At 47.8% G+C, this 26519-nt stretch carries 24 protein-coding genes and 1 riboswitch; of the genes, 13 read left to right on the forward strand and 11 right to left on the reverse strand.

Features of this window, described 5'->3' with window-relative positions; genetic code table 11:
- Positions 1-14 precede the first annotated feature (14 nt).
- A complete protein-coding gene (locus GRP75_RS03865) occupies positions 15-395 on the forward strand; it encodes a TIGR02328 family protein (protein ID WP_023986688.1) in 381 nt (126 codons plus the stop codon).
- Positions 396-499: 104 nt separating this feature from the next.
- Here GRP75_RS03865 and GRP75_RS03870 read toward each other — a convergent pair whose 3' ends face one another.
- On the reverse strand, positions 500-1174 hold the full coding sequence (locus tag GRP75_RS03870; protein WP_160788641.1) for an NAD(P)H-dependent oxidoreductase: 675 nt from the start codon (positions 1172-1174) through the stop codon (positions 500-502).
- A gap of 189 nt (positions 1175-1363) precedes the next feature.
- Between GRP75_RS03870 and GRP75_RS03875 the strand changes: the two genes are divergently transcribed.
- Positions 1364-1747 carry a winged helix-turn-helix transcriptional regulator gene (locus GRP75_RS03875; protein WP_023986690.1) on the forward strand — a complete coding sequence of 128 codons (384 nt, stop codon included), beginning with the start codon at positions 1364-1366 and terminating at the stop codon, positions 1745-1747.
- 98 nt (positions 1748-1845) lie between these two features.
- Here GRP75_RS03875 and GRP75_RS03880 read toward each other — a convergent pair whose 3' ends face one another.
- The 5 genes from GRP75_RS03880 to GRP75_RS03900 form a co-directional block, all read right to left on the reverse strand.
- Complete coding sequence (locus tag GRP75_RS03880) at positions 1846-3093, reverse strand: stalk domain-containing protein (RefSeq protein ID WP_160788642.1); 1248 nt, start codon at positions 3091-3093, stop codon at positions 1846-1848.
- Between the two features lie 236 nt (positions 3094-3329).
- Complete coding sequence (locus tag GRP75_RS03885) at positions 3330-4073, reverse strand: YcnI family copper-binding membrane protein (RefSeq protein ID WP_160788643.1); 744 nt, start codon at positions 4071-4073, stop codon at positions 3330-3332.
- A gap of 31 nt (positions 4074-4104) precedes the next feature.
- Positions 4105-5823 (reverse strand): copper resistance CopC/CopD family protein, encoded by a 1719-nt coding sequence (locus tag GRP75_RS03890; RefSeq protein ID WP_160788644.1) that lies wholly within the window; start codon positions 5821-5823, stop codon positions 4105-4107.
- A 254-nt stretch (positions 5824-6077) separates the two neighbouring features.
- Positions 6078-7928, reverse strand: a complete 1851-nt coding sequence (locus GRP75_RS03895) for a bifunctional diguanylate cyclase/phosphohydrolase (protein ID WP_034094964.1) — start codon at positions 7926-7928, stop codon at positions 6078-6080.
- A gap of 282 nt (positions 7929-8210) precedes the next feature.
- The gene (locus tag GRP75_RS03900) at positions 8211-8804 is read right to left on the reverse strand and encodes a DUF5317 domain-containing protein (RefSeq protein ID WP_103046731.1); all 594 of its coding nucleotides are present in this window, start codon (positions 8802-8804) and stop codon (positions 8211-8213) included.
- Positions 8805-9006: 202 nt separating this feature from the next.
- Between GRP75_RS03900 and GRP75_RS03905 the strand changes: the two genes are divergently transcribed.
- The 5 genes from GRP75_RS03905 to nfsA all read left to right on the forward strand — a co-directional run bounded on the left by GRP75_RS03905 (position 9007) and on the right by nfsA (position 14558).
- Entirely contained in the window at positions 9007-10236 is a 1230-nt protein-coding gene (locus GRP75_RS03905; RefSeq protein WP_023986696.1) for a multidrug effflux MFS transporter, read from the forward strand.
- A gap of 116 nt (positions 10237-10352) precedes the next feature.
- Positions 10353-10703, forward strand: coding sequence for a metal-sensitive transcriptional regulator (locus tag GRP75_RS03910; protein ID WP_013308456.1), 351 nt, complete (start codon positions 10353-10355; stop codon positions 10701-10703).
- Positions 10704-10758: 55 nt separating this feature from the next.
- A complete protein-coding gene (locus tag GRP75_RS03915; protein WP_013308457.1) occupies positions 10759-10959 on the forward strand; it encodes a copper ion binding protein in 201 nt (66 codons plus the stop codon).
- A gap of 113 nt (positions 10960-11072) precedes the next feature.
- Positions 11073-13529 (forward strand): heavy metal translocating P-type ATPase, encoded by a 2457-nt coding sequence (locus tag GRP75_RS03920; RefSeq protein WP_160788645.1) that lies wholly within the window; start codon positions 11073-11075, stop codon positions 13527-13529.
- 285 nt (positions 13530-13814) lie between these two features.
- Positions 13815-14558: an oxygen-insensitive NADPH nitroreductase gene (gene nfsA, locus GRP75_RS03925; protein ID WP_068941046.1), complete on the forward strand. Its 744-nt coding sequence runs from the start codon at positions 13815-13817 to the stop codon at positions 14556-14558.
- Positions 14559-14740: 182 nt separating this feature from the next.
- On the opposite strand, the gene GRP75_RS03930 is transcribed toward nfsA, so the two are convergent.
- From GRP75_RS03930 to GRP75_RS03945, 4 genes are read right to left on the reverse strand one after another with little or no spacing between them, the layout of a single operon-like run.
- Positions 14741-15613 carry a TatD family hydrolase gene (locus GRP75_RS03930; protein WP_160788646.1) on the reverse strand — a complete coding sequence of 291 codons (873 nt, stop codon included), beginning with the start codon at positions 15611-15613 and terminating at the stop codon, positions 14741-14743.
- The gene (locus GRP75_RS03935) at positions 15606-16556 is read right to left on the reverse strand and encodes an ABC transporter ATP-binding protein (protein ID WP_160788659.1); all 951 of its coding nucleotides are present in this window, start codon (positions 16554-16556) and stop codon (positions 15606-15608) included. Before GRP75_RS03935 ends, GRP75_RS03930 begins: the two co-directional genes overlap by 8 nt.
- Positions 16557-16600: 44 nt before the next feature.
- Positions 16601-17377: an ABC transporter permease gene (locus tag GRP75_RS03940; RefSeq protein ID WP_160788647.1), complete on the reverse strand. Its 777-nt coding sequence runs from the start codon at positions 17375-17377 to the stop codon at positions 16601-16603.
- Positions 17374-17667 carry an MTH1187 family thiamine-binding protein gene (locus GRP75_RS03945; protein WP_016818835.1) on the reverse strand — a complete coding sequence of 98 codons (294 nt, stop codon included), beginning with the start codon at positions 17665-17667 and terminating at the stop codon, positions 17374-17376. Before GRP75_RS03945 ends, GRP75_RS03940 begins: the two co-directional genes overlap by 4 nt.
- Here GRP75_RS03945 and GRP75_RS03950 point away from each other — a divergent pair.
- A complete protein-coding gene (locus tag GRP75_RS03950; protein WP_160788648.1) occupies positions 17666-17884 on the forward strand; it encodes a hypothetical protein in 219 nt (72 codons plus the stop codon). The two genes, GRP75_RS03945 and GRP75_RS03950, sit on opposite strands and share 2 nt — an antisense overlap.
- A gap of 215 nt (positions 17885-18099) precedes the next feature.
- Here GRP75_RS03950 and GRP75_RS03955 read toward each other — a convergent pair whose 3' ends face one another.
- Positions 18100-19137: an ABC transporter substrate-binding protein gene (locus GRP75_RS03955; RefSeq protein WP_160788649.1), complete on the reverse strand. Its 1038-nt coding sequence runs from the start codon at positions 19135-19137 to the stop codon at positions 18100-18102.
- A gap of 191 nt (positions 19138-19328) precedes the next feature.
- A riboswitch (TPP riboswitch) is annotated at positions 19329-19438 on the reverse strand.
- 270 nt (positions 19439-19708) lie between these two features.
- Here GRP75_RS03955 and GRP75_RS03960 point away from each other — a divergent pair.
- From GRP75_RS03960 to GRP75_RS03980, 5 genes are all read left to right on the forward strand, one after another.
- Positions 19709-20143, forward strand: a complete 435-nt coding sequence (locus GRP75_RS03960) for a pyridoxamine 5'-phosphate oxidase family protein (RefSeq protein WP_071559425.1) — start codon at positions 19709-19711, stop codon at positions 20141-20143.
- Between the two features lie 221 nt (positions 20144-20364).
- Positions 20365-22443, forward strand: a complete 2079-nt coding sequence (locus GRP75_RS03965) for a bifunctional 2',3'-cyclic-nucleotide 2'-phosphodiesterase/3'-nucleotidase (RefSeq protein ID WP_160788650.1) — start codon at positions 20365-20367, stop codon at positions 22441-22443.
- A 276-nt stretch (positions 22444-22719) separates the two neighbouring features.
- The gene (locus GRP75_RS03970) at positions 22720-23781 is read left to right on the forward strand and encodes an EAL domain-containing protein (RefSeq protein ID WP_028541210.1); all 1062 of its coding nucleotides are present in this window, start codon (positions 22720-22722) and stop codon (positions 23779-23781) included.
- A 397-nt stretch (positions 23782-24178) separates the two neighbouring features.
- The gene (locus tag GRP75_RS03975) at positions 24179-25192 is read left to right on the forward strand and encodes a zinc-dependent alcohol dehydrogenase family protein (protein ID WP_053324489.1); all 1014 of its coding nucleotides are present in this window, start codon (positions 24179-24181) and stop codon (positions 25190-25192) included.
- 153 nt (positions 25193-25345) lie between these two features.
- The gene (locus GRP75_RS03980; protein WP_160788651.1) at positions 25346-26503 is read left to right on the forward strand and encodes an SMP-30/gluconolactonase/LRE family protein; all 1158 of its coding nucleotides are present in this window, start codon (positions 25346-25348) and stop codon (positions 26501-26503) included.
- Positions 26504-26519: the final 16 nt, after the last annotated feature.

The raw sequence follows: 26519 nt of genomic DNA on the forward strand, positions 1-26519 counted from the left end.
AGGGTTGTGGAAGCATGAGGCTTTGGCATGAACATTTAATCGACAGGTTACCCCGTCCGCAACTGCTGGGGCAACATCGTGAGTGCTGTGCCCTGCGCGGGAATGGGTGGGGCAAGCCACACGCCACCGTGAATTATGTGTTCGATTATCACCCAATGCTGCTGGTGCGCTATCATAGGCTCATTATGGACGAAATGAAAAGCAGAGGGTACAATGTTGATCCACTATGGGAACAGCCGTTGTATCGCGGTAAGCAGTGTGAGCCTTGGGAGGCGGAGCTGGGTGAGGAACTGGCAGGCGCGGGTGCATATGTGGAGCATGACGATGAGTATATGAAGGAGTGCCTGGATAACCTGGCTTCCAAGGGTATTTTAATAGAGATTGAAGTGACCTAAAAAAGACGGGCTGCGGTATGTTCATCATTCAGATGAAGTGCCGCAAGCCCGCTTTTTTGATGCTTCAGTGTTCAGTGCTTGGGGGAGAGACTCGGGATATTAGATTACAGAATCCAGCGGGTGACCTTTTCCAGCGGTTGTCTGGATTTTTCCCGCTTGGGTTCATGAGCGCGATAACCGAAGGCAGCAATGACTGAAATATCGAGCAGCCCGTTTTCTAGCAGTCCTTCTTCCTCCAAAATGGCATGCACCTGATCGTAGTTAAAGCCCTCAATTGGACAGGAATCAATACCGATCTGAGCCGCCGCTGTCATCATATTGCCTAAGGCAATGTAGGTTTGCTTGGAAGCCCAGTCAAATAACGTACGTTCGTTTTCCAGTAAGCGTTGATTTTCACCCTGGAAAATCTTATAGCGGCCTGGCAGTGAGGCAAAGTCCTCCTCAGACATACCTTTAACCTCTTTATACATATACTCCACGTAAGGAGAATCATAACGAACATCCTTGCGCGCCAAAATCAGGACGACGTGGCTAGCCGCAGGAATCTGCTTTTGACCGCCGCTGGAAACTGCAGCCAGCTTTTCTCTCAATCCCTGATTTTGTACAACTACAAACTGCCATGGTTCAAAACCAACGGAGCTTGGAGAAAGTCGCCCGGTTTCGAGAATGAACTGAAAATCCTCTTCTGGTATGATGCGATTGGGATCGAATTCTTTCGTGGCGTGCCTGAACAGAAAGGCGTCCAGAATTTCCTGTTTTTTAGCTGATGTATTAGACATAAAATGTACTCCTTTTGATATGGGTTTAGTTGGTACTCTATGGGTTTTCTGCTACTATAATGAGAGCTGATATCGAATATATAGTTATCATATAGAAAGTTTTTGCATGGAACAAGTACGCACATATTTGTTCCTTGTCATACGTCTGGGGCTATTGGTTTACACATTCTACAGAAAGAAGGGGTATACATGGCACAGGAGATGGAACATGCAGTTAGCGTTAATTTTGGATGTCCGGTAGCGAAAACCGTCGGGGTTATAGGCGGCAAGTGGAAGGGAGTCATCTTGTATCATTTGACGACAGGACCGCGGCGCTATAACGAAATTCGACGGACCTTACCTAATATTACACAGCGGATGCTAACCTTGCAGTTGCGTGAACTGGAGAGAGATGGCATTGTGCACCGTGAAATTTATAATGAGAACCCACCGCGTGTGGAATACTCGCTTACCCCGTTGGGAGATACGTTAAGGCCGTTGCTGGATTTTATGAGAGACTGGGGGATCTTCTATGGAGAACAGGGTTGCGAGCCTGTGACGACAACTTCCAAATCAGGCAAGCACTTTTGTTAAAGGGCATGAAGAAAGCCCGCCAAATGATTTCATAGAAGACGCATAAGAAATCATTAGCGGGCGGAATAAGGTCTGGGTTATTTAGATAAAATGTACACTTATTTAAACTCGATGGCTTCGTTCATCTGCGCCCAGGCCGTTTCTCCAATGATGCCCAAGCGCCAGATAGCGATTCCTTTGAGGTCATAACGTTTGGCTAAACCGATCTTGGCGTTAACGGTGCTGTCTTTTTCACTACCCATCGAAATCCCCAAAATGAGCTTGTCCCGCGAGGTTTCCTTCAAGGCCAGTTGTATGGCTTCATCCACTTTAGCCAAAGGCTCAGGCGTAGCCTTTTGTCCGTAATCATAGGCCATGATGATCAGATCGTCCGCCAGATTGCCCAGCGTTTTGTAGTCATAGCCAGAGTAAGAGCTGTTCAGCGGATGTAGAACGACGGTGAGCTTGAGTCCAGCCTGATGCGCTTTGGCCGATAACTTTTGAATAAAGGCGTTGTAGTCTGAACGCGCTTTGGCTTTATCGCCGCTCCAGCCCAATCCTTCCAGATCTAGCGTAATGCCTTTAAATTGTTTGTCGGTGGCGGTACTGACGATTTGGGAAATGGTTTGTTCTTGAAGCTGCGCATTTTCCAAAACCTTGGTCAGTTCGTGATTGCCATCTCCGGAATAGACCATCAGGTAAGGGGAAGTCCCCTGGCTGTCTGCCTCCTGCACAATGGACTCCGGCGTTACGGTTCCAGCGGCTTGAGGCCATTTGTATTCTTTGCCGTTTGTCGTAAATTGTCCGTTCGTATCAATTCGACTCCAGCCGAAGGCAACTGCGTTAAAATCCGGTATTTTGGATTTTTGGTCAAAGGAAGACAGCGCATAGAAGCCTACTGTATACATAGCTTCACGTGGCGATGTAATGGAGACCGTCCGTGTTCCCTGGTTCCAGTTCACCGTGGCTCCAAACTGCTGCCCGAAAAAGCCCAGCGGAATCATGGTGCTGCCGTGCACGGTTTGCGGAGCGGCTGTTAGTTGAACCGTTTGTCCGTCCACTGTGGCATTGCGGCTACCCATCTTTAGAACCACCTGTTTGGTAGCAGAGCCTTGCGCTTTGGTAGCAGTGATGCTTTGGCTGGCTTGATCCCATTTCACTGTAATGCCGAGAGCCTCAGAAATAGCGCGAAAGGGAACCATGGTCGTGCCGTTCATCATGGCAGGTTGTACGGGGAACGGTAATGGATATCCGTCCAGCATAATGCTGATCTTGCCGGTCTCGGCTTGTGCCAAGGGGCTATAGATGCCCGCTGCGGTACTCAGGAAAATAGCGCTAGATAACAGAGCCTTATTTACGATTTTCATCCTATGATCTCCTATGCTCAATAGATTGCAATGCTATCATGTTAGAATCGTGAGGTATCTACCATTTTACCAAAAAAATGATAGAAAGGTGAATGTGAAATAATAGGATGAGATGAATTTGAATATGTATTAAAGCTGAATATTAATCGTGTTCTTTCATACAAAAAAGCTGACCCCTTTAACTAGGTGTCAGCTTTTTCTTTTTAAAACGATCTTAACTTCATTCGTAACCCAGATTACTTGCGGCGCTTGAGTGCAATGCCGACAGCTGCGACACCAAGAACGACTGCAATGATCGAGAGGACGAGTGCTGTCGTTTGTGCAGTAGAGCTGGCAGGAGCAGAAGCGGCAGGTGTAGCCTCTACAGCATTGTTAGAAGCAGGTGCGGGGCTACTACTATCTTTAGCCGTATCTGTGCTCGTATGGCCTGCTGCCGTGCCCGCCGAATCGTGTCCGCTGTCTGCGGCAGGAGTTTGGGACGTGGCATCTGCCGTGATTTCGGTAATGGAATGAGGGTTGTTACTTCCTTCGTCGCCTGTCCATTCCACAATACTTCCGTCACTATAATATTGGAAGGCGTCCCAGGCTGCTGCGGTATTCTGGTCTGCATTTTGCGCTACAAAGCTGAAACGCTGATACTGACCCGCTTGAATGCCGTCTTTTTCAGTCGTCCAGGTCACGGTGGTTACTTTGCCAGAGCTGTCTTTTTCGGTGGCTACCTTCCAATTCGGTACAGGCTCGTATTGTTTGAAAACGACCTCTTTCGGAATTTTCAAGGCGACTTTGGTGGTTGGAATGTTTTTTTCCACGGGTACTTTCAATGTGTACGTTTCCCATGCATTAGGTTGTGAAATAGAAGGCTTAACTGTCACATGTGCACTGGCCATGCCTGCAAAAAGTAAGGCACCGGCCGCAATTAGACCCACAGAGGTTGCAAACCTGGAAAATCTGGATTTTGCTGTTTGAATCGTTGTATTCATATTCATTTCGCTCCTTTTAAGTATAAAATAATTATTTTTTACCGCCTACATGCAGGGTAAATTCAGCATCAACCGCATCGAGTGATGCCGTCAGAGCATGTACTTTTACCGCCCATGTTCCTTCGGAGGTCATCAATTCCTGACTGCGGAATGGTTGTTGCTGCTTTACGGGCAGAACAAATTCCTGTTGATCTTGGTCAGGGTCCGCTGGAGTGAGCGTTAATGTGACCTGTTGGATTCCTGAAACGGCAGCACCCTTGCTATCCTGAACAGATACCTTAAATTCATTGCTGCCCACAGCATTGGGGCTGACTGCCAGTGTAACGTTATATTCACCCGTTGGGCGAGTCTCCTCAAACGGTACAGCAGGTGCCTGGCCGGGTGACAGGTGAGTGAGCACCGCGGTCAACAGCATCACGAGCAGGCCGACGGACAACTCGGCACGCAATCCCCCAGCGGCTCGCTTGCTCGCCGCCGCTTGCCGTGCGCTGCGGAACTGGCTGGCCGCGAAGACCAGCATGACTAGCAGCAGCGCTGCTTTGCCGAGCAGAACGAGTCCATAGGACGTGTTCAGCAGCATGGAGGGAGCCGGAATGTACAGCACGGCTCCATATATACCGGTGGCGAGTAACGCTGCCACCATCGCAATGCCCCAGCCGGCGAAGCGGCGCAAGGCGGCTTGTCGCAGAGTTGCCCGTTCGGATACGGGCAACTCTGCTCCGGCAACCGGCAGGCACACGACCATGACGGCAAGTGAGCCGATCCAAAAGGCTGCTGCCGCGAGATGGACGAAGTCCGCCGCAATGGCTGGAGCTGGATGCGTAGCCGCTGCCGGATGGCCGACAAAGGCCTTGGACAGCATGAGGCATAGCGTTAGGAGAGCCGAGCTGTATCCCCAAAGACGGCGCTGGCGATTCGAAATGCTGTGATCCAGCGCGTAAATCAGCGTTACGCTTAGGAGTAGCACGAGAATCATCTGGATAAACCAAATTTGTCCGGCTCCAGTAAACTGGAGAGCTTCTCCCAGAATCGGGAATGAGAAGCCCTCCCTGATGGAAACCCCGGCATCCCATGAAGCCTGAAGTGGCAGGCTGATCAGAATGGCGGCAGACGTTATGCCGTAGCCGCTCCATAGCAGCTTAGTCCAGCGGGGCAATGTTTCAAAGGGCCGCTGATTTTGCTTATGCTGTTCACTTCGATTCTTGTCTTGGCTTATGCTCGGTAAGATGAACAGCCGGAAACAAATCGCTCCAAAAAGCAGCGATAGTCCTATGTAAAGAAACCAACGGACAGCGATTAAGTCGATTCGTGATGTCCCTGAGCCTTCAGATGCGGCAGCTTGATGGGTAGGCGCATTGAAACTGCTGCCTACTTGAAATGGAATAACTCCATTAACCGGATGTCCGTCTGCGGATAAAGCTCTCCAATTGACGGAGTAAATTCCATTTTTCATCCCTGGAATCAATTGGATTTCCATGGTGGATTTGTGATTCGGGTCAAGCTGTGCTTTTCCTGTGTCGACCCGCTTGCCTGTTTCATCGGTCACTTTGATCGACATGAAGGCAGATTGCAAATCTTCATTGAAGGTGATGGTCACCTGAGAAGGCGACTTGTCCAAAACCTGATTTTCGGTCGGACTGGATTCAATGACAAATGCATGAGCCCACGAAGAGTGAGGAAACAGGATCAGAAGGGGGAGACACAGCAATAAAAGACAAGCCACACGGGCTGGTCTGGACAGGTACAACATGCCTGTGAAGTCACCTTCTCTCGATTACTTGAAGCGAGGATATCCCCATTTGTAACATTTTATACGGACAAACCCCTTCCTATCTTAATCATAGTGCATATAGCATGAATAGATGGAGCAAATTATGACATTTATATGAAATTTGAAATAATAAGCATTATACAAAATGCCAATCATATGAAAACCCCTAGCGTGGTTGAATTCAGGACGATTTCAACCACGCTAGGGGCAAAGAGGAAGAGCCTATGAAGGAATTAGAGCCCTGTTTCCATGAGATCCGTGAAAGCAGGTTGCTTATGTTGAATATAATGGATAAAAATAGCCGTTAGTTTGGGATCGAATTGGCTACCCGAGCAAGCACGTAGTTCCTCAATGGCCTCCTCGAACGTTTTGGTGGGTTGATAGGGGCGCTCGGTTGTCATTGCGTCAAAAGAGTCGATGATCGTCAGCATCCGACATAAACGTGGAATTTGCTCGCCCTTAAAGCCAAACGGATAGCCTCCTCCGTCATAACGTTCATGATGCAGCTCCACAAAAGGAACTAAATCTATGAATCGTTCGTTGGCTTCGACAATACGTTTGCCCCACATGACATGCGCTTGCACCATCTGCCATTCCTCACCGGACAGTTTCTCTTTTTTATTGAGGATATTCCAGGGAATCTCCAGTTTACCAATGTCATGAATGAGGGCACCTAGTATGAAACGCCGCTTATCCTCCGGTCCGAGCTGAAGTACATCGCTCATGTCTGCTGCATATCTGAATACCCGCTTGGAATGCTTGAAAGTGTTAATATCCTTGTACAAGAACAAATTAAGCTGCTGTTCAAGATCGCGAATATCCTGCCCCAGATCGACCTCGCGCTCCACTTCATTTAAACTTCCGTGCGTATGAACGATGTTTTTGCCCTGTTTCTTGGCGTAGTACAGGGCTTTATCCGCCAGATCGACCAGCTGTGACTTGTCGTAGATGTCAATGCGACTTTGTGCAATACCTGCGGAGAAGGACAGACAGCCATGCGGAAAAATTTCAACACCCTCATAACGAGAATCATTTAATCTTTTTCGAATAGCATTGACTGTTTCATATGCTTGTTCAGCGGTATGCTCGGGCATAAGCAGGGTGAATTCTTCTCCACCATAGCGGGATACGGTGATGTGGGTGCCGGAGGTTTCCTTCTTAAGAAACTCACCGAGAAATCCCAGTAGCTGATCGCCTTTAAGATGACCGAAATGATCATTGTATTTTTTGAAATCATCTATATCAATCAGCGCCAGACTGAGAGGAGTATTCTCGGATCGGGATATATTTAATTCAGCTTCAAGTGTATTTTCGAAGTAGCTGTGATTGTATAGCCCTGTTCTGCGATCCATGTTCGCTTTTTCTTCGATTTCCCGATACAGCGTGAACATTTGCTTGAATGCGTGAGATAGGAGCATGCTTAGCCCAAGGAACAGCAAAAGTCCTAGAATGCCGTTGTTATAAATCAGTGTAGTCAATACCAAAGACAGAATGAGTGTACATAAGTATACGAGCAGGGATTCAGCCAAAAAGGCCTGTTTAAGCTCATTGAAGGACCCTTTGTATGCGATATAAAAGTAGATGCCCAGTGTGATGGTGTTCACCGCAAAGTAGCAAATCAACGCCAGCAGGTAGGAAGCGAAATGATCTTGGTTTAAAGCCCCCTGCGTTCCGCCGCTTAGTTCAAATACTGTTGAAGACAGGAAAATGGAAAGGGCGTAAATGGAAAAATTGGCGGTATGCTTCCACCAGGACAGCTCTGCGTGCCGGAACATGGCAATGATTACATTTAACAACAAAATCAGAATAGCAATTTCGGTGCCATGCACAAAAATACAAGCCAGATACACGGAGGAATCCATGGACTGTTTGTTACTGGCCGGTGGTAGCTGGAATGTAAAATGCTCCAGAATCAGAACGGCTCCCAGTAGGGAATAGATCGTGACCCACTCTGTTGTCGTATAGTGCAAAAAGGACCATTGGTTCGTATACAGGAGGACGATCACGCCTGCCAAACATATGAAAAACACATATATTCCCGTCGCGGTAACCCGTTCTTGCAGCTTTTTTATTATACTCATCATTTCTTCTCCTGCCTTGTCGTATCTTGATGTCAAAGCTACCAGGGGTGAATGGGATAATTTACAATTTTGTAATCGAAAATTTCACATGAAAAAACAGGCCGGAATCCAGCCTGTTTTGTTGAGCCTGTGCTTCCTTTTTTTCTTATCGGTGACTAGCCCCCGATTTTGTAACCGGAAGTCAAAGCAATTATGACAGAAGCTACGATAATAGCATTGATAATCACACGGGAGTATTTCAAGTTTTTCATAGGGTTCCCTCCCTTCCTTGGAATAAGGTGTGCACTAGGCGTGGCGGGGATTGGTTTCTTGCTGCTTATCCTTAGTTCTCTTCACGACCATAATGCTTTGGATAAACAGGAACATCCCGAAATTCATGACAACATCTCCAATACTAATTACCTGCGTGCGGGGATAGGGCTTGGAGAGAGGAATAATGTCACCAAGCAATGATAGACGCGTGCTCGCATCCATCATGTAATGTTTCGAGATGACACTTCCGGATTTAAGCATATCTGTATAATAGGGACCCAGCACCTCCGAAGCGCTCAACGAGACCGGCATCCTGCCGCCATTCACCGCCATAACGATAAAATTCATCAATACGCCGATTATAATAAGCTTGAATCCCTTATGATGTCTGTTCAACCAGAGAAATATCAATCCAACCACGTAGACTCCCATAAATAGATACCCGTTAATGGCTGCCAGCCAAGCCCACTTTTCCTGGGCATAAAAAATAATGAATTGTACCAGCAGCAGTACAGGGAACATCCAGCCGGCTATAAGGCGAATTTGACTGAAACGGATCAGACCTTGCCGCCAGCCTCCTCTGAACAGACCTACAATGAGACCTAGTAGCACTCCATCATAGACCATTATCATTCTCCAGATTCCACAAATTTTTTGTTTTGGTTACCGTATAATTCGACCTGAAATTGGTAAATTCCTGCCTGATATATAGCAGTTTTGAAAAAAAATTGCGGATTAGCGTGTAATTATTCGAAGCCAGACGAAATGAGTGATATCATGATACATTGAAGTAATTATTTATATTTTTTTGAAAAGGATGATTATTATTATGAACCGGTTATCCAATACTGTTATGGTTGCCGCAGATATGACCAAATCGCGAATATTATGGATCGCCTTTGTCCTGGGTGCATTGAGTGCTTTCGGGCCGTTGTCCATAGATATGTATTTGCCGTCGCTGCCTACATTAGCGAACAATTTGCATACGACCACTTCGCTGGCGCAGCTTAGTTTAACCGCCTGTCTGTTGGGACTGGCCGTTGGCCAGATCGTTGCTGGTCCGCTTAGCGACGTAAGGGGTCGCAGAGGACCGCTGGTGATCTCGCTCATTCTGTACGCTGCTGCTTCGCTGTTATGTGTGTTTGCGCCGAATATCGGTATGCTCATTGTGCTTCGCTTTATTCAAGGGCTTACGGGGTCGGCGGGGATCGTGATTTCCAGAGCTGTAGCCCGTGATCTATACTCGGGCAAAGAGTTGACACGTTTTTTCTCACTACTTATGCTGGTGAACGGCGTGGCACCCATCGCTGCACCAGTACTGGGCGGTGTCATTTTGAACTTTGTTTCCTGGCGTGGTGTATTCATGGTGCTTTGTGTAGTCGGCGTGGCTATGCTGATTGCCGTCGTATTGGGTTTGCCAGAAACGTTGCCAACTAACCGCCGCTCATCCGGTGGCTTGAAGCAGACGCTAGGAACACTCGGTCACTTGTTTGCCGATCGACGCTTTATGGGCTATGCCTTCTCACAGGCGCTGATTACAGGAGCGATGTTCGCGTATATCGCTGGCTCACCATTCGTGCTTCAGGATATTTTCGGGGTTTCTCCTCAGACGTATAGCATCATTTTTGCAGTGAATGGTTTGGGGATTGTACTGTTTTCGCAGTTGACGGGTAGACTCGTGGGTCGCTTCAGCGAACGACAGTTACTCTTGTCGGGTCTGGTAATTGCGGCTGTAGCCGGAATTAGCTTGCTTACTGTAGCCTTTACCGGAGGCCAATTGTTTGCTGTTTTAGTTCCTCTGTTTTTTGTCGTTTCCTGCGTAGGGATTGTGAGTACAACGACGACTTCATTGGCAATGCAGAGTCAGCAGCGCTCCGCAGGCAGTGCGTCCGCCATGCTTGGTTTGTTGCCTCTATTACTTGGCTCCATCGCTTCACCGCTAGTAGGCTTGGGGAGTGGAACAACCCCCGTACCGATGGCGGTCGTTATAGCTATAGCCGAGGTTGGAGCGCTATTAAGCTTTGTCGTACTTGCTAAGGAAGCACGCGCGAAGGCTTAAAATAGGGCGAAAAAGTGACATTTTTCTGGAAGGTTGACATACCCCATGGGGGTATATTATGATAAGGATATAACAAATGCATAAATGCATATATACACCACACAGGAGGCTGATGTATGGCTGAGGAGCAACCTGTTTCCCACACTGAAGTCCATGAGAATCACTGTGGAACAGACGGGGAAAAGACAGTTAGAAAAAGTCATCATTCGGCAGAGTTCAAGAACAGCCTCGTATCCCGGTTGAACCGTATTGAAGGTCAGGTTCGCGGAATTAAGGGCTTGATTGAGAAGGATACCTACTGTGACGATGTACTGAACCAGATTGCGGCTGTCCAGTCCGCGCTGAATGGTGTTGGTAAGCTGCTGCTGGAAGGGCATATGAAAAGCTGTGTCATTGAGCGCATGCAGGCAGGAGAGCAGGAAGTGATTGACGAGCTGCTGGTTACGGTCAAGAAGCTAATCCGTTAAGAGTAGTATTCATACACATTATGGGTACGGAAGTACCCCTGAGGAGGAAAAGAAAATGGCACAAGTTACATTGAACGTAGAAGGCATGAGCTGCAATCATTGCGTGAAGGCAGTAGAAGGGGCTTTGGAGAAAGTTGGCGCTACCGGCAAGGTCAGCCTCGAAACGAAGCAAGTGAATGTAGAATATGACGAGTCCAAGCTGAACGTTGAGGCTCTGAAAACAGCCATTGAAGACCAGGGCTATGATGTTGTTTAAGCTGAAGATGCTTTATGTGTGAACAGACTTGTTTCGAAGGAGAAGCTTCCATATTAGAAGCTTTTTCTTTTTGGATATGATATACCCCACTGGGGTATAAGAGGAGGGTTACCATGGAAAACCGTGCGACTGACGGTGACAAGCAGACAACGCTTCATATTACGGGGATGTCCTGTGCCGCTTGCGCAAGCCGTATTGAGAAAGGTTTAAATCGAATAGACGGTGTGGCACAGGCTAATGTAAATTTGGCTTTGGAGCAGGCGTCGATATCCTATGATCCCAAGCAGGTGGAGATCCCTGAGTTTCGCGATAAAATTGCTTCTCTTGGGTTTGGAACTGTAAGTGAAGAAGCCAATCTGAATGTGACGGGCATGACTTGTGCGGCCTGTGCAACCCGGATTGAAAAGGGATTGAATCGGATGCCTGGTGTAACAGGTGCCACGGTAAACTTGGCGATGGAAACAGCTCATGTGGAATATGCCGCGGGGAGTATTGCGGTTGGTGATCTGGTGAGCAAGATTGAACAGCTAGGCTACGGAGCGATTCCGCAGAGCGCTGAGGACAATATTGCGGATGTGCGCAGTAAGGATATCCATCGTAAAAAATGGAAGTGGATTGTGTCCGCAGTGCTGTCATTTCCGTTGTTGTGGGCAATGGTGGCTCATTTTTCCTTTACATCATGGATTTATGTGCCAGAACTGTTTTTGAATCCATGGTTCCAACTAGTGCTGACAACGCCGATTCAGTTCGTCATTGGTTGGCAGTTTTATGTGGGCGCGTACAAAGCGCTTCGTAACGGCAGTTCGAATATGGATGTGTTAGTTGCACTGGGTACGTCTGCGGCTTATTTTTACAGCTTGTACCTTACTCTGCGTCCGTCTGATGTCATGGAGGGAATGGCGGGAATGCCTGTCATGACCATGCCAGAGCTGTATTACGAGACAAGCGCGGTGCTAATTACGCTTATTTTGGTTGGTAAATGGTTTGAAGCGGTAGCCAAAGGGCGTTCGTCCGAGGCGATCAAGAGCCTGATGAGTCTACAGGCAACGACGGCACGTGTAGTACGTGATGGACAAGAGCTTGATATACCGATCGAACAGGTACGTGTGAAGGATATCTTTATTGTACGACCCGGCGAGAAAATTCCTGTCGATGGTGTGGTCGTGGACGGACGTTCGGCAGTGGACGAATCCATGTTAAGTGGTGAGAGTCTTCCGGTTGAAAAAGAAGCAGGTTCCGCAGTTACAGGGGCGACGCTCAATAAAAACGGGGTACTACGTATTCAGGCGGAGCGTGTGGGTGGTGATACGGCGTTGTCCCGTATTATTAAGGTCGTGGAAGATGCACAAAACTCTAAGGCCCCGATTCAGCGGATTGCGGATCAGATTTCCGGTATTTTTGTCCCCATTGTTGTTGCTATTGCTGTGTTAGCCTTTATCGTCTGGTTTTTCCTTGTGACGCCGACTGATTTTGCAGGCTCACTGGAGAAAATGATTGCAGTTCTCGTCATAGCTTGTCCTTGTGCGCTCGGCTTGGCTACTCCAACGTCCATTATGGCAGGATCGGGACGTGCCGCTGAATACGGTATTCTGTTCAAGGGCGGCGAGCATTTGGAGATGACCCGTTCAGTCAACGCAGTGGTGTTGGATAAGACAGGAACAGTTACGAATGGCAAGCCAGAGCTGACGGATGTTATGGTTGGAGCAAGCGGCATGGCTGAAAAGGATTTGCTGCGGTTGCTCGGTGCGGCAGAAAAAAGCTCGGAGCATCCGCTGGCGGAAGCCATTGTAAAGGGGATTGCAGATCGAGGCATTGAACTGGTAGGACCGACAGATTTTGAAAATATTCCGGGTTATGGCGTGAAGGCTCATGTGGAAGGTAAGCAGGTATTGGCGGGTACACGCCGATTGATGAGCAGGGAAGGCATCGCGATAGATGACTCAGCTGAGCAGCATATGAATGAGCTGGAAAGCGCAGGGAAAACCGCGATGCTTGTTGCTGTGGATGGTGCCTATGCTGGACTGGTGGCCGTGGCGGATACGATTAAAGCAACGTCACGGGAGGCAGTTACCCGTCTGCGCGCGATGAACATTGAAGTCATCATGATTACGGGTGACAATGAACGGACTGCGAGGGCTGTTGCCGCCGAGGCTGGAATTGAACGAGTGCTGGCGGAGGTGCTGCCTGAAGGAAAGGCTGAAGAAGTGAAACGGCTTCAGGAACAAGGCATGATCGTAGCTATGGTTGGGGATGGTATTAACGATGCGCCTGCGCTGGCTACTGCTAATATTGGGATGGCGATGGGCACGGGAACGGATGTGGCCATGGAGGCGGCGGATATTACCCTCATGCGTGGCAACCTGAACAGCATTCCTGATGCGATTGAAATGAGCCGCCGGACCATGACAAACATACGACAAAATCTGTTTTGGGCGCTCGGTTATAACGTGATCGGTATTCCTATTGCCGCTTTGGGCTTCCTTGCCCCATGGTTGGCGGGAGCAGCCATGGCATTTAGCTCTGTTTCGGTCGTGCTGAATGCACTGCGTCTCCAACGGGTGAAGCTGTAAATGTATGGATGTATTAGCAGGATAGCGTACTGTCGGACATCTGTTGCGAGATAAAGTTATTATCAGAGTATAGAGCAAGTACGCACAATTGGTTTTCTGCGTGCTTGCTTTTTGTTGCGTTTGTTTTTTTAAACCATTCAACTTTCATCACGTCAGGTTGCTTATCATTCGCGAAAGTTCCATAATATTTGTAGGAGTGCCATGCAAGCATGCAAGAACTTCTTCGTATACTCACAGCTTGAAGTAGATAAAGAGCTTATATTATGGATTAGGAGTGAAGCAGTCATGAATGATACGATTTCCTTGTTGATGAATCACCGGTCTGTGCGAAAGTTCAAGTCAGACGCCGTTACCGACGAGCAGCTCGCAGCTATTGTGGCAGCTGGCCAAATGGCATCCTCGTCCAGCAATGTGCAGGCATATACCGTTATTGCCGTTACCGAGCCTTCTTTAAAAACAAAACTGGCCGAGTTGGCAGGAGGACAGGCTTACGTTGAGCAATGCCCCGCGTTTCTGGTATGGTGCGCAGATCTGTACCGTCTGAAGCAGGTCACACTACACCATCAGCCAGGTCAGCCTTCCTATGAAGGTTCCGTCGAAAATTATACGGTTGCGACCATTGATGCCGCGTTAGCTGCACAAAATGCAGCGGTAGCCGCTGAATCACTGGGCCTGGGCATCGTCTACATCGGCGGCATTCGTACTAAAATAGCAGAGGTATCTGAGTTGTTAGGGTTGCCAGAGCTGGTGTATCCAGTGTTCGGTATGTGTATTGGTGTACCGGATCAGGAAACGGGCTTGCGTCCACGTCTTCCACTGTCCGGTGTTTTGCATATGAACGGTTACGACAAAAATCAGACGATGAAAGCTGTAGAGGTATACGATCACACATCAGCGGAATATTTGAAGGAACGTACAGGCGGTCAACGCTCTACGCCATGGTCTGAGCAAATGGCTGCGAGACTGACCGAGCCAGCGCGCTTGCAGTTGAAGCCATTTTTGGAACAGAAGGGTTTCTTGAAGCAATAAAAGCTGAGTAGCGACAAAAAACTCTGCAAAATACAAGTAGTATTTGAGCTATATACGTTTGAAAATACAAGAACCTCCTTATTTACGTATGATGAAGTCCCGCGTAAATAAGGAAGTTCTTTGCTTTGGTTGCATGTTGTGGTTGTAAACCTTCCAGTCAGTAAATAGCTGGTATGCCTTTATCAATCAGATAGTGAGTAAAAGCGTCTCGTATTTTCATAAAATAATTGACGGACGGCAGATTCATCTTGATGGGTCAGCTTGCTATACGCGCGAATGACGTCGGCAGTCATCCGTGGATGTGTCTGTTGTCCGGTAAAAGGCCCCTCGAACGGCCAGGGACCATCTGTCTCTGCCATGATCTGATCAGACGGATACTGTCTTGCCAAACTGCGGATCTCTTCTTCGTACAGGAGATCCGGTGTGAAGGAGACATAATAGCCGTTCCGGGCCATACGTTCGGTTGTGGCGGCAGAGCCTTTAAACCAGTGAAAATGCGCCTGTGTGATGCCATGACGTTCCAAAAGGTCACAGGCGATGTCTGCGTCCTCATAAACGGCGTGCAGGACAATGGGCTTGTTATGCTTGCTTGCAAACTGGATAAAGCGCTCTAGTAGCACTATGTAGGGAGCGAGGTCAAAAGGTGAACCGCTCTGTGAGGCTTCCAGCCGATTGTAATAGGGCAAGCCGACTTCACCCACGGCGACCATCTGCTGTACATGTTCGTCCATCCAGTTGAACAAGAGTTCAAGCTCAGCTTGCGGTGGAAGAGCCTGTTCGGGATGAAAGCCAAAGGCTGGTCGTACCAGCCCGGGGTAACGCTTGGCTAACTGCAGATTGGCTCGGCTGGAGCCCAGATGCATCGACACGGCTATCACGGCTTGGACGCTGCTATTGGCAAGTGAAGCGAGCAATAATTCCTGTTGTTCGGGCGGGTAGCTGTCTACATGAATATGCGCGTCGATCAATGGAGCGGGTCCAATTGCGGTCAAATCCAAGCCTGGCTTTGTTTGGCTGTTCCATTTCAATGCACATCGAACTTTTACGTCACTCATGTCGATTCAATCCATCTTCCGGGATATTCTTGTGGACGCTCTGAGCATTGTCCATGTCGCCGTCCAGTTTATGTTTTTCCTCGCGCATCCAGCTGGTCATGGTCCGCTTCCATTCAATAAAGAGCGGATCGAGGGTGATTTCTTCCCTACGCGGGCGGGGAAAAGGGACATCTACGACATGCACCACTGAAGCAGGTCGCGCCGACAGCACATAGATGCGGTCGGAGAGCAGCAACGCTTCTTCAATGCTGTGGGTAATAAACAGCACAGAACGGCGGTTCTTTTCCCACATCCGTAATAACCATTGCTGCATGTCTGCACGTGTCAGCGCATCGAGTGCGCTGAACGGCTCATCCAGCAGCATTAATTCCTGTGGGCTGAGCAGTGCGCGAAGAAAGGCTGCGCGCTGTTGCATTCCACCAGACAGCGTATGTGGATACGCCTTGGCGAATTTACCAAGTCCAACCTGTTCGAGCCATTGCAAGGCTTCTTTGCGACGCTCGCGTTCACTGGCGTACTGAGGGGGTACTGTTGTATTTTTACGTGGAGCATTTTCCTGCCCAAGCAGTACGTTGTCCAGCGTGGTACGCCACGGGAAAAGGGCGGGCTGCTGCGGCATATAGCTGATATGCCCACGTTCACCAGTCATGTCCCGTCCGTGCATACGGATACGTCCCTGCTGTGGTTTGAGTAGCCCGCCGATGATGTGAAACAGCGTGCTTTTGCCGCTGCCTGACGGACCGATGAGGGAAACGAATTCTCCTGGCTTGACTGTGAGGGATACATCCTGCAGTACGGGCAGTAGGCTTCGCTTTTCGCGGAAGGCGAGGCTGATCCCGTCCAATTCCAAAGCAGGAGGAGCGGTTGAAGGACTCTGCTGTTCCCCGGTTCGTTGTTCATTAGCCACGTTGTATGATGATAAGTCAGTCGGATGCAGACTCATACGCGCCACGTCCTTTCTTTGCTGTATGTAATTCAAGGAGGAAGCTACTCTCGATCGGGTTTCCAGCGAACCAGCCATTTCTCCAGTAGTAAAATAACCACAAACATGAGTAAGCTGAGTGCAACAATAATGCCGATGGCGGCAAAAATGAGGTCCGTGCGATAGGCAGATTTTTGCAGCAGCATATAATATCCAATTCCTTCACTAGCTCCGATCCATTCCGCAATGATCGCACCCATCACACTATAGGTAGCAGCAATTTTAACGCCAGAAAAGACTTGCGGCAGGGAATGTGGCAGCTCCAGCTTCATAAAAATAGCCATGCGGCTTGCACCCGACATCTGCATATAGTTCATCATCGTACGGTCTGTTCGAGTCAGCCCGTCCATGGCCGCTACAGCCACGGGAAAAAAGCATACTAGGGTAATGACCATCAGCTTGGGCAGCACGCCAAAACCAAACCACACCATGAGCAGCGGTCCCAGGGCGATGATTGGAATGTTTTGGCTCAGGATAAGCAGCGGATACAGGGCGGATTTGAGAAAAGGAATCGTATGAAGAACGATGGCGATCAACAGTCCCGTTGCTGTCCCTATCGCGAATCCCGCAAGTGTCAGACGAATCGTAGCCCATGTATGGGCACCAAGCAGCGCCGTCTGGGCTATGCCCTCTTGTACGATGAGGGATGGAGCAGGCAGCAGCCAGGATTCAACATGCAAATAGGAAACCGCCCCCTGCCAGGCCGCTAAAAAGAAGAGGACCGCCACAAAGGGCGGCCATACGCTTTTCCACCAGGATGCGTTCTTGCCTTTCGGATTCATGGGCGATATTTCTCGGTCAGCTTGTTCATGCTGATGCCTTGTGGGTTATGTGCGATTTTGATCTGTGAAATGACGCTGGGACTGCCCGCTTCCGTCAAAGCCTCGTGCATTTCTTTAACCACTTTCAGCAACTCGTCGAGCTCGCCCTCCATGGTCGTATCCAATGGATTCACCTGATGTTTGACGCCGGAGCGCTGAATGACCTCAATCGCCTTATCTACATACGGGTAAGAGTCCTCGTTATTAGGAGTCTTAGGGATGACTTGAATACTGAGCAGTGTGTTAGCCATGAAAATTCACCTGTCCTTTATTTGGAGTGTTATTAAAAAAATATGGTGGTTTAAGGCGGGGAGACCGCTTCGCGGTTCATTTGATCTTACGATCGCTGCGCTTCTCCAGATTCAAATGAACCACTACGCTGCCAACCGCCTTAAAAGCACCCTATTTTTAAAGCTGGTTTGTGTGGCATTTTTAACACACAAGCGCACCTACTTAGCGCTTAGATAATATGAAAAGCTAAAGAATAAACCAAGTAGAACGAGAACGAAGTGGGCGGAATGGTGCTGTACAAGCGTTAGCGTTCGCCTTTGTACCCAGATTTCAACCTCTGGATATTTATAAAAGAAATCTGGGTACAGCAGCGATGGGAAGCACCATCCGACTGCGTAGTGGCGCTTTGTTCACTTCTCTAGATCAGTCTTATTTAGCGTTTTAACAAATGATCAACGCTTGGGCAGGAAACCGTTTGTGAAGGCTTTATCGACTTCCAAAGGCTTGCTGAGCAGCTTGCGTTCGTACATCCAGTCCGAATAGTTTTGCCATACCTCCGGTTTTTGCACACCCCATTGCGCGGCATCGTCCTGATAACGCGGGCTTAGCCATTTTTGGCTGGCAAGTACCAGTTTTTTATCCAGCTCCGGTACAGCTTTGCCTAAGATGTCCGCGGCTTCTTCTGGATGGGCGATAGTGTATTCATAGCCTTGTGCGGTAGCGTCCATGAACGCTTTGACCAGCTCGGGATCATTTTTTATTGTCTGTTCGTTGCTCACAATTACAGGTGTATAGTAATCGAGGCTTTTGGAATAATCTTTTACATACAGCATATCCAATGGCTCACCTCGAAGCTGGGCCTCGATTCCGGTCCATGCGTAGAAAATCCAGGCAAAGTCGATATCCCGCTTCACGGCTGTAAAATAGTCTGCATTGCCCATGTTGATGATCTTCACTTTGCTCACATCGCCTTTGTCTGAATCCATGATGGATTTCATGACCGCTTCTTCTACGGGAGAGCCCCAACCGCCGTATTTTTTACCTTCAAAATCTTTCGGGCTCTTAATTCCACGATCTACCGGGGCTGCGAAGCCTGAGGTATTATGCTGAATCACCGCAGCGATGGATACAAGCGGCACGCCTTGCGTACGAGCCTGTGTGACGCCTTCTTGGTAGCTGATACCAAAAGGTGCAGCATTAGAAGCAACCATTTGATCAGCTCCGCCTGAACCAGGTTGAACAATTTGGACATTCAAACCCGCTTTTTCGTAAAATCCTTTGTCCTTAGCGACATAGAGTCCCGTATGATTCGTATTGGGTGTCCAGTCGAGCACGACTTTAACATCTTTGAGCCCCTTTGCCGGAGTAGACGTTTGAGTGTCGGTAGCGGGAGCCGCTTCTTGGGATGTGGGGGGACTTCCACCGCAAGCGGTCAGGGCCATGAGCCACAGACTGATCAGTCCCAGGCTTAATATTTTCATGCGCTTCATCGTTGTGTTCTCTCCTTTAATTACCCGTTATCCGTCCAATCAGACAGCTTAAGTTCCCCATTTTCTAAAAATAACATCTGCCGGACGCGATCTTTCCAACAACATAATCTTCAACAAAAAAAGCGCCCCGAGTTTCCGGGACGCTTGCGCTTGTATATACCAAAGTAAGGGATGGTCCTATGTAAAAAAGGCACATCTTGCTTAAGCATTCCTACGCTGGCATTACCCAGATCAGGTTGTAAGGGTCAGTGTCTTGGGACACACTCTCAGCCGGCCGATTCCAGCACCCCTGGCATTGTATGGTTTAATGGGTTCATTTATTCGGGTTTAATACGACGATTATATGCCTTGAATGCGGGTCTGTCCAGCATGAAGGGAGAGATGACGGTTCATTTGCCAAACCACAGGGTACACTTTTACTGTGAGCTTTGATCTGAAAATGAGCATGAATCAATTCGATTCGATCCGGTCATGTTATTTTCAGAACAGCTACGCAGGTAGGTTCAGATGGGCTGGTGCCCAATGGCGTGGCCGTAGAGAATTCAAATTCGTGAAAAGGAGTTGTTGTACTGTGGGTAAAACGGAAACATTGGATCGCAACCAACTGGAACAAGCCATTGTGAAGGCTTTGGATAACAACAAATTTTGCTCGTTAGGTACGGTAGAGGGTGGCAAACCGAAAGTACGCTATATGGCCCTTTTTAACGATGGAATGAACATTCATCTGGCGACAGATCGCAAAACTCATAAAGTGGAGGAGCTAAAGGACAATCCGAATGCTTATCTGCTGCTGGGTTATGAAGTTGGCGGTACGAAGGAAGTCGTAGAAGTGGAGGCTACCGTCCAGATCACAGCTGATGAGGGGCTGCGCAAACAAGTGTGGAACGATTCCTTGAAGGAATGGTTTTCCGGACCGGATGATCCCGATTATGTCATTCTGGACGTGAATCCGACACGCATTGAGTATGTGGGTCAGCAATCTGAGCGCCAGGTTTGGAAGAAGTAATACGAATATAAATGGATAAGCCGGTGAATCTCCGAGTTTTTTAGGAGGTTTGCTGGCTTTTTATTTTTTGAGAAAATTAATTATTTTTTCATAAATAATTTAAGTAAATGACTACTCTTTTATCTGGCGTTGGATTAAAATAGAAATGGTGGGTTCAAGGCTTACATATATGTGCAAAAGTATGTATATGAGGCATACACCTTAATGAGGAGGGGTATATTTTGTTATTTCGTAAAAATTGGTTTAAAGGGTTTACAGCAGCAGTTGTGGCTTGTAGCATGCTGGTGTTTTCGGCCGCTCCATCCTGGGCAGCTAGCGATTCTCGCGATAGCGCTACGGTGAATTTGCGGATCATGGAAACAACGGATATTCATGCGTCGCTGATGAACTATGATTACTATTCAGACAAAGAAACCAACGAATATGGCTTGATTAGCACAGCTGGTTTGATCCAACAGGCGCGTAGTGAAACAAGAAACAGCATGCTGTTCGATAACGGTGATTTGTTACAGGGCAATCCATTAGGCGATTATATGGCCAGAAACAAAACCTATGAAAAAGAAGGCGGTGTCCATCCAGTCTACAAGATGATGAACTTGATGGGCTATGATGCGGCGACAGTGGGTAACCACGAATTCAACTACGGTCTCGATTTTCTGGAGAAATCGCTCAAGGGAGCCGATTTTCCTTACGTAAATGCGAATGTTTATGTTGACAAGGGGGGGCAAGCTACTAAAAATCATTTTACCCCTTATCGAATTCTTGATAAAACGGTAACGGACGAGAAGGGCCAAGAGCACATCCTTAGAGTGGGCGTCATCGGTTTGGTCACACCACAAATTATGCAGTGGGATGAAGCCAATTTGAAGGATAAAGTCGTTACGAAGGATATTGTGGAAACGGCGAAAAAGTTTATTCCTCAAATGAAGACGGAAGGTGCTGACATTATTGTCGTGCTTGCGCACACAGGTTATGAGGATGTGCCGCAAACGCCAATGATGGAGAATGCCGTTAAATATTTAAGCCAGGTGGACGGAATTAACGCTATTTTGTTTGGGCATGCTCATAAATCTTTCCCCGGCCCTGATTTTAAAGAAATGAAGGGTGTAGATCTAGATAAAGGAACCATTAACGGCGTACCGGCTGTGGAGGCTTCCTCATGGGGCAAGGAGCTGGGTATTATTGACCTGAGCCTGGAAAAGAGAAACCGCGAGTGGAACGTAACTAACTCTCAGTCTGAAGTACGTCCGGTTGTGAGTACCACTAACCAGGCTGTGCAGTTTACTCCTGACTACAAACTGACAGATTCGATCAAGGAAGAGCATCAAGGAACGCTGGATTATGTTCGCCAACCTGTTGGAACAACGACTGCACCGATTAACAGTTATTTTGCATTAGTGCAGGATGAACCTTCCATTCAAATTGTGACGAATGCACAGAAATGGTATGTTCAAAACCATCTTAAAGGGACCGAATACGAAAATCTTCCCGTATTGTCGGCAGGCGCTCCATTCAAGGCCGGTGGTCGAAACGGAGCCGAGTATTACACAAACATTCCTGAAGGTACGGTAGCGATTAAAAACGTGTCCGACCTGTATGTGTATCCGAACACGGTTCATGCTGTAGAAGTGACCGGTGCTGAAATTCAGGAATGGCTGGAGTGGTCTGCAGGTCAGTTCAACCGCATTGATCCAAAGCAAACTGAGGAGCAATCGCTGATCAACAAAGATTTCCCAACCTACAATTTTGATGTCATTGACGGTGTGAATTACCAGATTGATGTAACTCAGCCTGCACGATATGATGCCAAGGGAACGATTATTGATTCTTCAGCTCATCGTATCAAGGATCTGCAATACAATGGGAAGGCTATTGATCCTGCGCAGAAATTTATCGTAGCCACCAATAACTATCGTGCTTCCTCATCCAAACTGGCTAACCCAGATGGCAAACGAATTGTGATGGCAGCACCGGATGAAAGTCGCCAGGTCATTATTGACTATATCCGTACGAACGGAACGATTAATCCATCGGCGGATGGCAATTGGTCTATTGCTCCTTTTGGTCAGGCAAGGGTTACTTTCGAGTCCTCTCCTGATGCCAAAGACGTGCTGGCAGGAAATCAACAAATTTCATACTTGAGCAGCGCGGCAGACGGCTTTGCCAAATACAGCTTAAAAGCTGGCGCTAAGCCTAGTGCAGCAACGACTCCTGTAAAGGAAGCTGTGGCTCCCGTGAAAGCAACAGCAAAACCAGCTGTTAAACCAGCTAAAACAACGAAGCCAAAGGCGTCCAAATAACTTCGAACTTTAGTTTTCAATCAATATCAGAATGAAGCAGCAAGTCTCTTTAACCAAGAGATTTGCTGCTTTTTTTGATGCCAAAAACAGCAGCCCCGAATTTATCATGATTGCAAAAAAGTTTTCTGATTTTTGTCGAATATATACTTAAGTCCTAAGTTGTCGTTAAGAATAAGCTACTTTTTTGTAAAAACACGTAATTATATAGTGCTTTTGTTCTAGTTATTTGTGATATAATGGTGAAAAAACCGGAAAATTGTTCCGAGGAGGACCATTATGACATGCAGCAATTGCAGCATCATATTACCTATTAAGGATCAAGGATTGCTCAGAATTAGGCATTCCAGGGTGTCGCTTACTCCAGCATTAGATGGTTTGGGTATGCTATCGGAACAACTGAAGCAGGAACATGGGCGTGAGGGCAGCATAGAGTTTCGCTTTGACAGCCGTTCAGAGCTGGAACAGTTGGTTAACGGACTGGCTCATCTGCCGCAGGAATACCTGAACCATATGCAAGTTGTGGTAACGGGCTTGCATTATATCGAAGGATATGAGGACTGGCTTTTATTTAGTCAATTGCAAGCCAGACTGCAACATCCAGATATCGTGAGTATTATTAAGGATCAAAGTTTTTCCAGCCATATGCAGCCTATTGTTGATCACAAGCTGGATATTATCGGGTTTGAGTTTTTGCTGCGTCCGTCACATGCAGAGAGACCTTTTCAGCCTTTCCGGCTGTTTGAAATCGCCCGTGAAGCTGGCTTGCATGCTCATCTGGATCGCTCGGCTCGTATTTCCGCTATTGAAAAAAGTGCAACATGCCTTCCGGCGGGAATTAAACGTTTTATTAACTTTCTCCCTTCCACCATTTATAATCCGGCTTATTGCTTGAATCACACCTTTGAGACGATTGATCGGTTATCCATGAGTACGAAGGATTTTGTATTTGAGGTCGTAGAAACGGAAGAGATAGACGACCTTAATTTTTTGCATCATATCTTTGATCAATATCGCAATCGAGGAGTTTCGGTTGCCCTGGACGATGTGGGGGCAGGTTATTCTACGACAGAGCTTATGAATTGCCTTCAGCCGGATTATGTTAAAATTGACCGCAGTATAATTGACGGCTGTCATAGTAACAGTGATCAGAAGCGGCAAATTACAGGGATTGTAGAATCGGCTTTTCGTTTTGGAGGCCAAGTGTTGGCTGAAGGCGTAGAGCAGATGGAGGATTTTGAATTTTGTCGTGAAGCAGGTGTGTCACTGGCTCAGGGTTATTTGTTTGGCAAGCCGGAGCCTGGTCCGCCCTCCAATTTTATGCTTAGTAGCGTAATATAGTCAGGAACAAATTTAAGTAGACGTAGTTTATAAAAATTGGAGCTTAAATAAGGCTGTGGCATAAGCAAATTCCAATTCTATTGGACAGCGCTTTATCACCATTAATGTAAAAAACGCGAGTTGCAGAGGTTATTTCACCCCTGCAACTCGCGTTTTTTGGTATGCTTGCCCACCTGAGTAAGTTCTGGACAAGCGAAGCCACCCAGTCTCCAATTTTACTTGGTAAGGAACGTTAAAAGCCCGGAGGCAGTTTACGACCGTTTTTATTTTTAAAGTAAAGATTGACGTCTTGAAGACAATTGGATACAGTGTATTGTATAAGAAACGGTGTTACTTTCGCAATACACTGTATCCATACTGGGGTAAAAAGTTTAACATTACAGGGAGGACAACCAAAATGAAAGCAGTGCAACTGAAAGACGGTTTTGGCTTTGAAGAGTTAACCTTGACGGAACTTGACATACCGGTGCCGGGACGGCTGGAAGTTCTGATCCGCATAAGGGCAGCGTCCCTGAATTACCGGGATTTGGTGATTATCAACGGGCTAATGCCGATCGGCATTCAATTTCCCTTCATTCCGTTATCCGATGGAGCGGGTGAAATTGTAGCTGTGGGCGAAGGGGTGACAAAATTTCAGATTGGACAAAGGGTAGCGGCAAATTTACAACAGAAATTCATTGGCGGGAGCACGAGAGCGGAGGTCTTAAAGGACAGTCTGGGAGGCCCGCTCAGTGGAGTGGCGTCTGAATATATCGTTCTGCATGAAGAAGGGGTCGTCGCCATTCCGGATCACCTTTCTTGGGAGGAGGCTTCCACCTTGCCGATTGCAGCATTAACCGCATGGAGCATGCTGATGGAATCCGGTGGGCTGCGAGCGGGGGATACGGTGCTCTTGCAAGGAACAGGCGGTGTTTCCATCTTTGGGCTTCAATTCTCTCTGATGGCGGGAGCAAGGGTAATTATCACATCGAGCAGCAATGACAAGCTGGAACGGGCAAAGGATCTCGGCGCATGGCAGACAATCAACTATTCGGAAGTTCCCGAGTGGGATAAGGTGGTTCTGGAGCTGACAGACGGCGGAGTCGACCATGTCCTGGATGTAGGGGGAGCGGCAACAATGGCGCAATCCATCAATGCACTTCGTACCGGAGGGACTGTGAACATGGTCGGCTTCTTATCGGGCTTGACTATTCCTGAGTTCGATGTCACCAGCATTTTGCAGAAGGCTGCGACGATTCGCGGCAGCCAAGTCGGTAACCGGGAACATTTCGAAAACATGAATCGTGCCATTTCCCGCCATCGTTTACATCCTGTCATTGACCGGGTATTCCCGCTCAGCCGAATCGGCGAAGCCTTCGCACTTTTGGCTGAAGGAAAACAGTATTTCGGTAAAATCGTCGTTCAAATATAAATGAGCATTTTGCATAAATCCCAAGAGCGATTTCAAATCAGCAATATATAGATCGAAACGGTTTAGTTCGTCTATATAGTGTACTTTAGAGCGTTGGGAATCGAATTATGCAAAATGCTGAAATATTATTCATATCACATAGGAGGCACTCTAATGCCCAGTAAACCCGATTTATCTGTCAAAGATTCTCAAGGAAGAAAGACTAAGAAACCGCGTAAATGGGTACGCAGAACCGGATTATCGCTGTTGGCGGTAATCCTTCTGGGAGTGGTTATTTTTATGCTCATCCCTTCCCCTGTCCAGCCTGCAAAATGGCTTGCACCTTCGGCCCCCTCTTTTGAACAAGCGGGTCCATGGCAACAAAACAACAAACTCAGCTCCGCAGAGCTTGTTACAATTGCTCCTAAGTTTCCGGAATTTATCACCTTTGACAAGGAAGGAAATTTATATACGGGAGACTCCGACGGGAAAATTTATAAGGTTGCCTTTGATACAAAGGGCAATCCGCAAAAGGCCCAGCTATATGCAGATACCAAAGGAACGCCCAATGGACTTATGTTTGACGCAAGTGGAAATCTGATCGTTACGGATGTTAAGAAGGGGCTGCTGTCGGTAGATCCTTCCGGAAACGTGACGGTGTTGGCCAATCAAGTCGACGGCACACCGATCTATTTGGCCAACGAGCTGGATATTGCCAAAGATGGTACCATTTATTTTTCTGACACCTCCAATTATGGCAGTGTAGTCTTCAAAGAAATCGCCGAGAACAAGCCACATGGACGTTTGCTGAAATATGATCCGGCGACCAAGCAGACGACAGTTCTGTTGGAAGGCCTTTATTTTGCGAACGGGGTTGCCTTGTCTGCGGACGAAGATTTTGTGCTTGTGGCAGAGTCGTATCACTACCAATTGACCCGATACTGGCTCAAAGGGCCGAAGAAGGGAACTTCGGATATTTTTGCGGATAATCTCGCCGGTTTTCCGGATAACATTACGCGTGATGATCAAGGCCATTTCTGGGTCGGTCTCTTCACGACACGTATTCCCTTTGTAGATCAGATGCATGGAAGCCCATGGCTGGCTGGAATGATGGCCAAATTGCCTCAATCGCTGCTCAGCGGTGCAAACGCACCTGTGAAGCATGGGCTTGCTATAGAGCTTAATCCGCAGGGTAAACTTATCGGAAGCTGGCATGATCCTGAAGGCTCGCTTTATGGGGTAACCACGGCTGTAAACCATGACGGATATTTATATATAGGTACAGCTCCTGGAGGCAGCCAGGGTGTTCATCGTGTGCTTTTAACCAAATAAGCTTGGGGAGGGTATA

The sequence above is a fragment of the Paenibacillus sp. OT2-17 genome (assembly GCF_009827695.1).
Taxonomy (GTDB): domain Bacteria; phylum Bacillota; class Bacilli; order Paenibacillales; family Paenibacillaceae; genus Paenibacillus; species Paenibacillus polymyxa_B.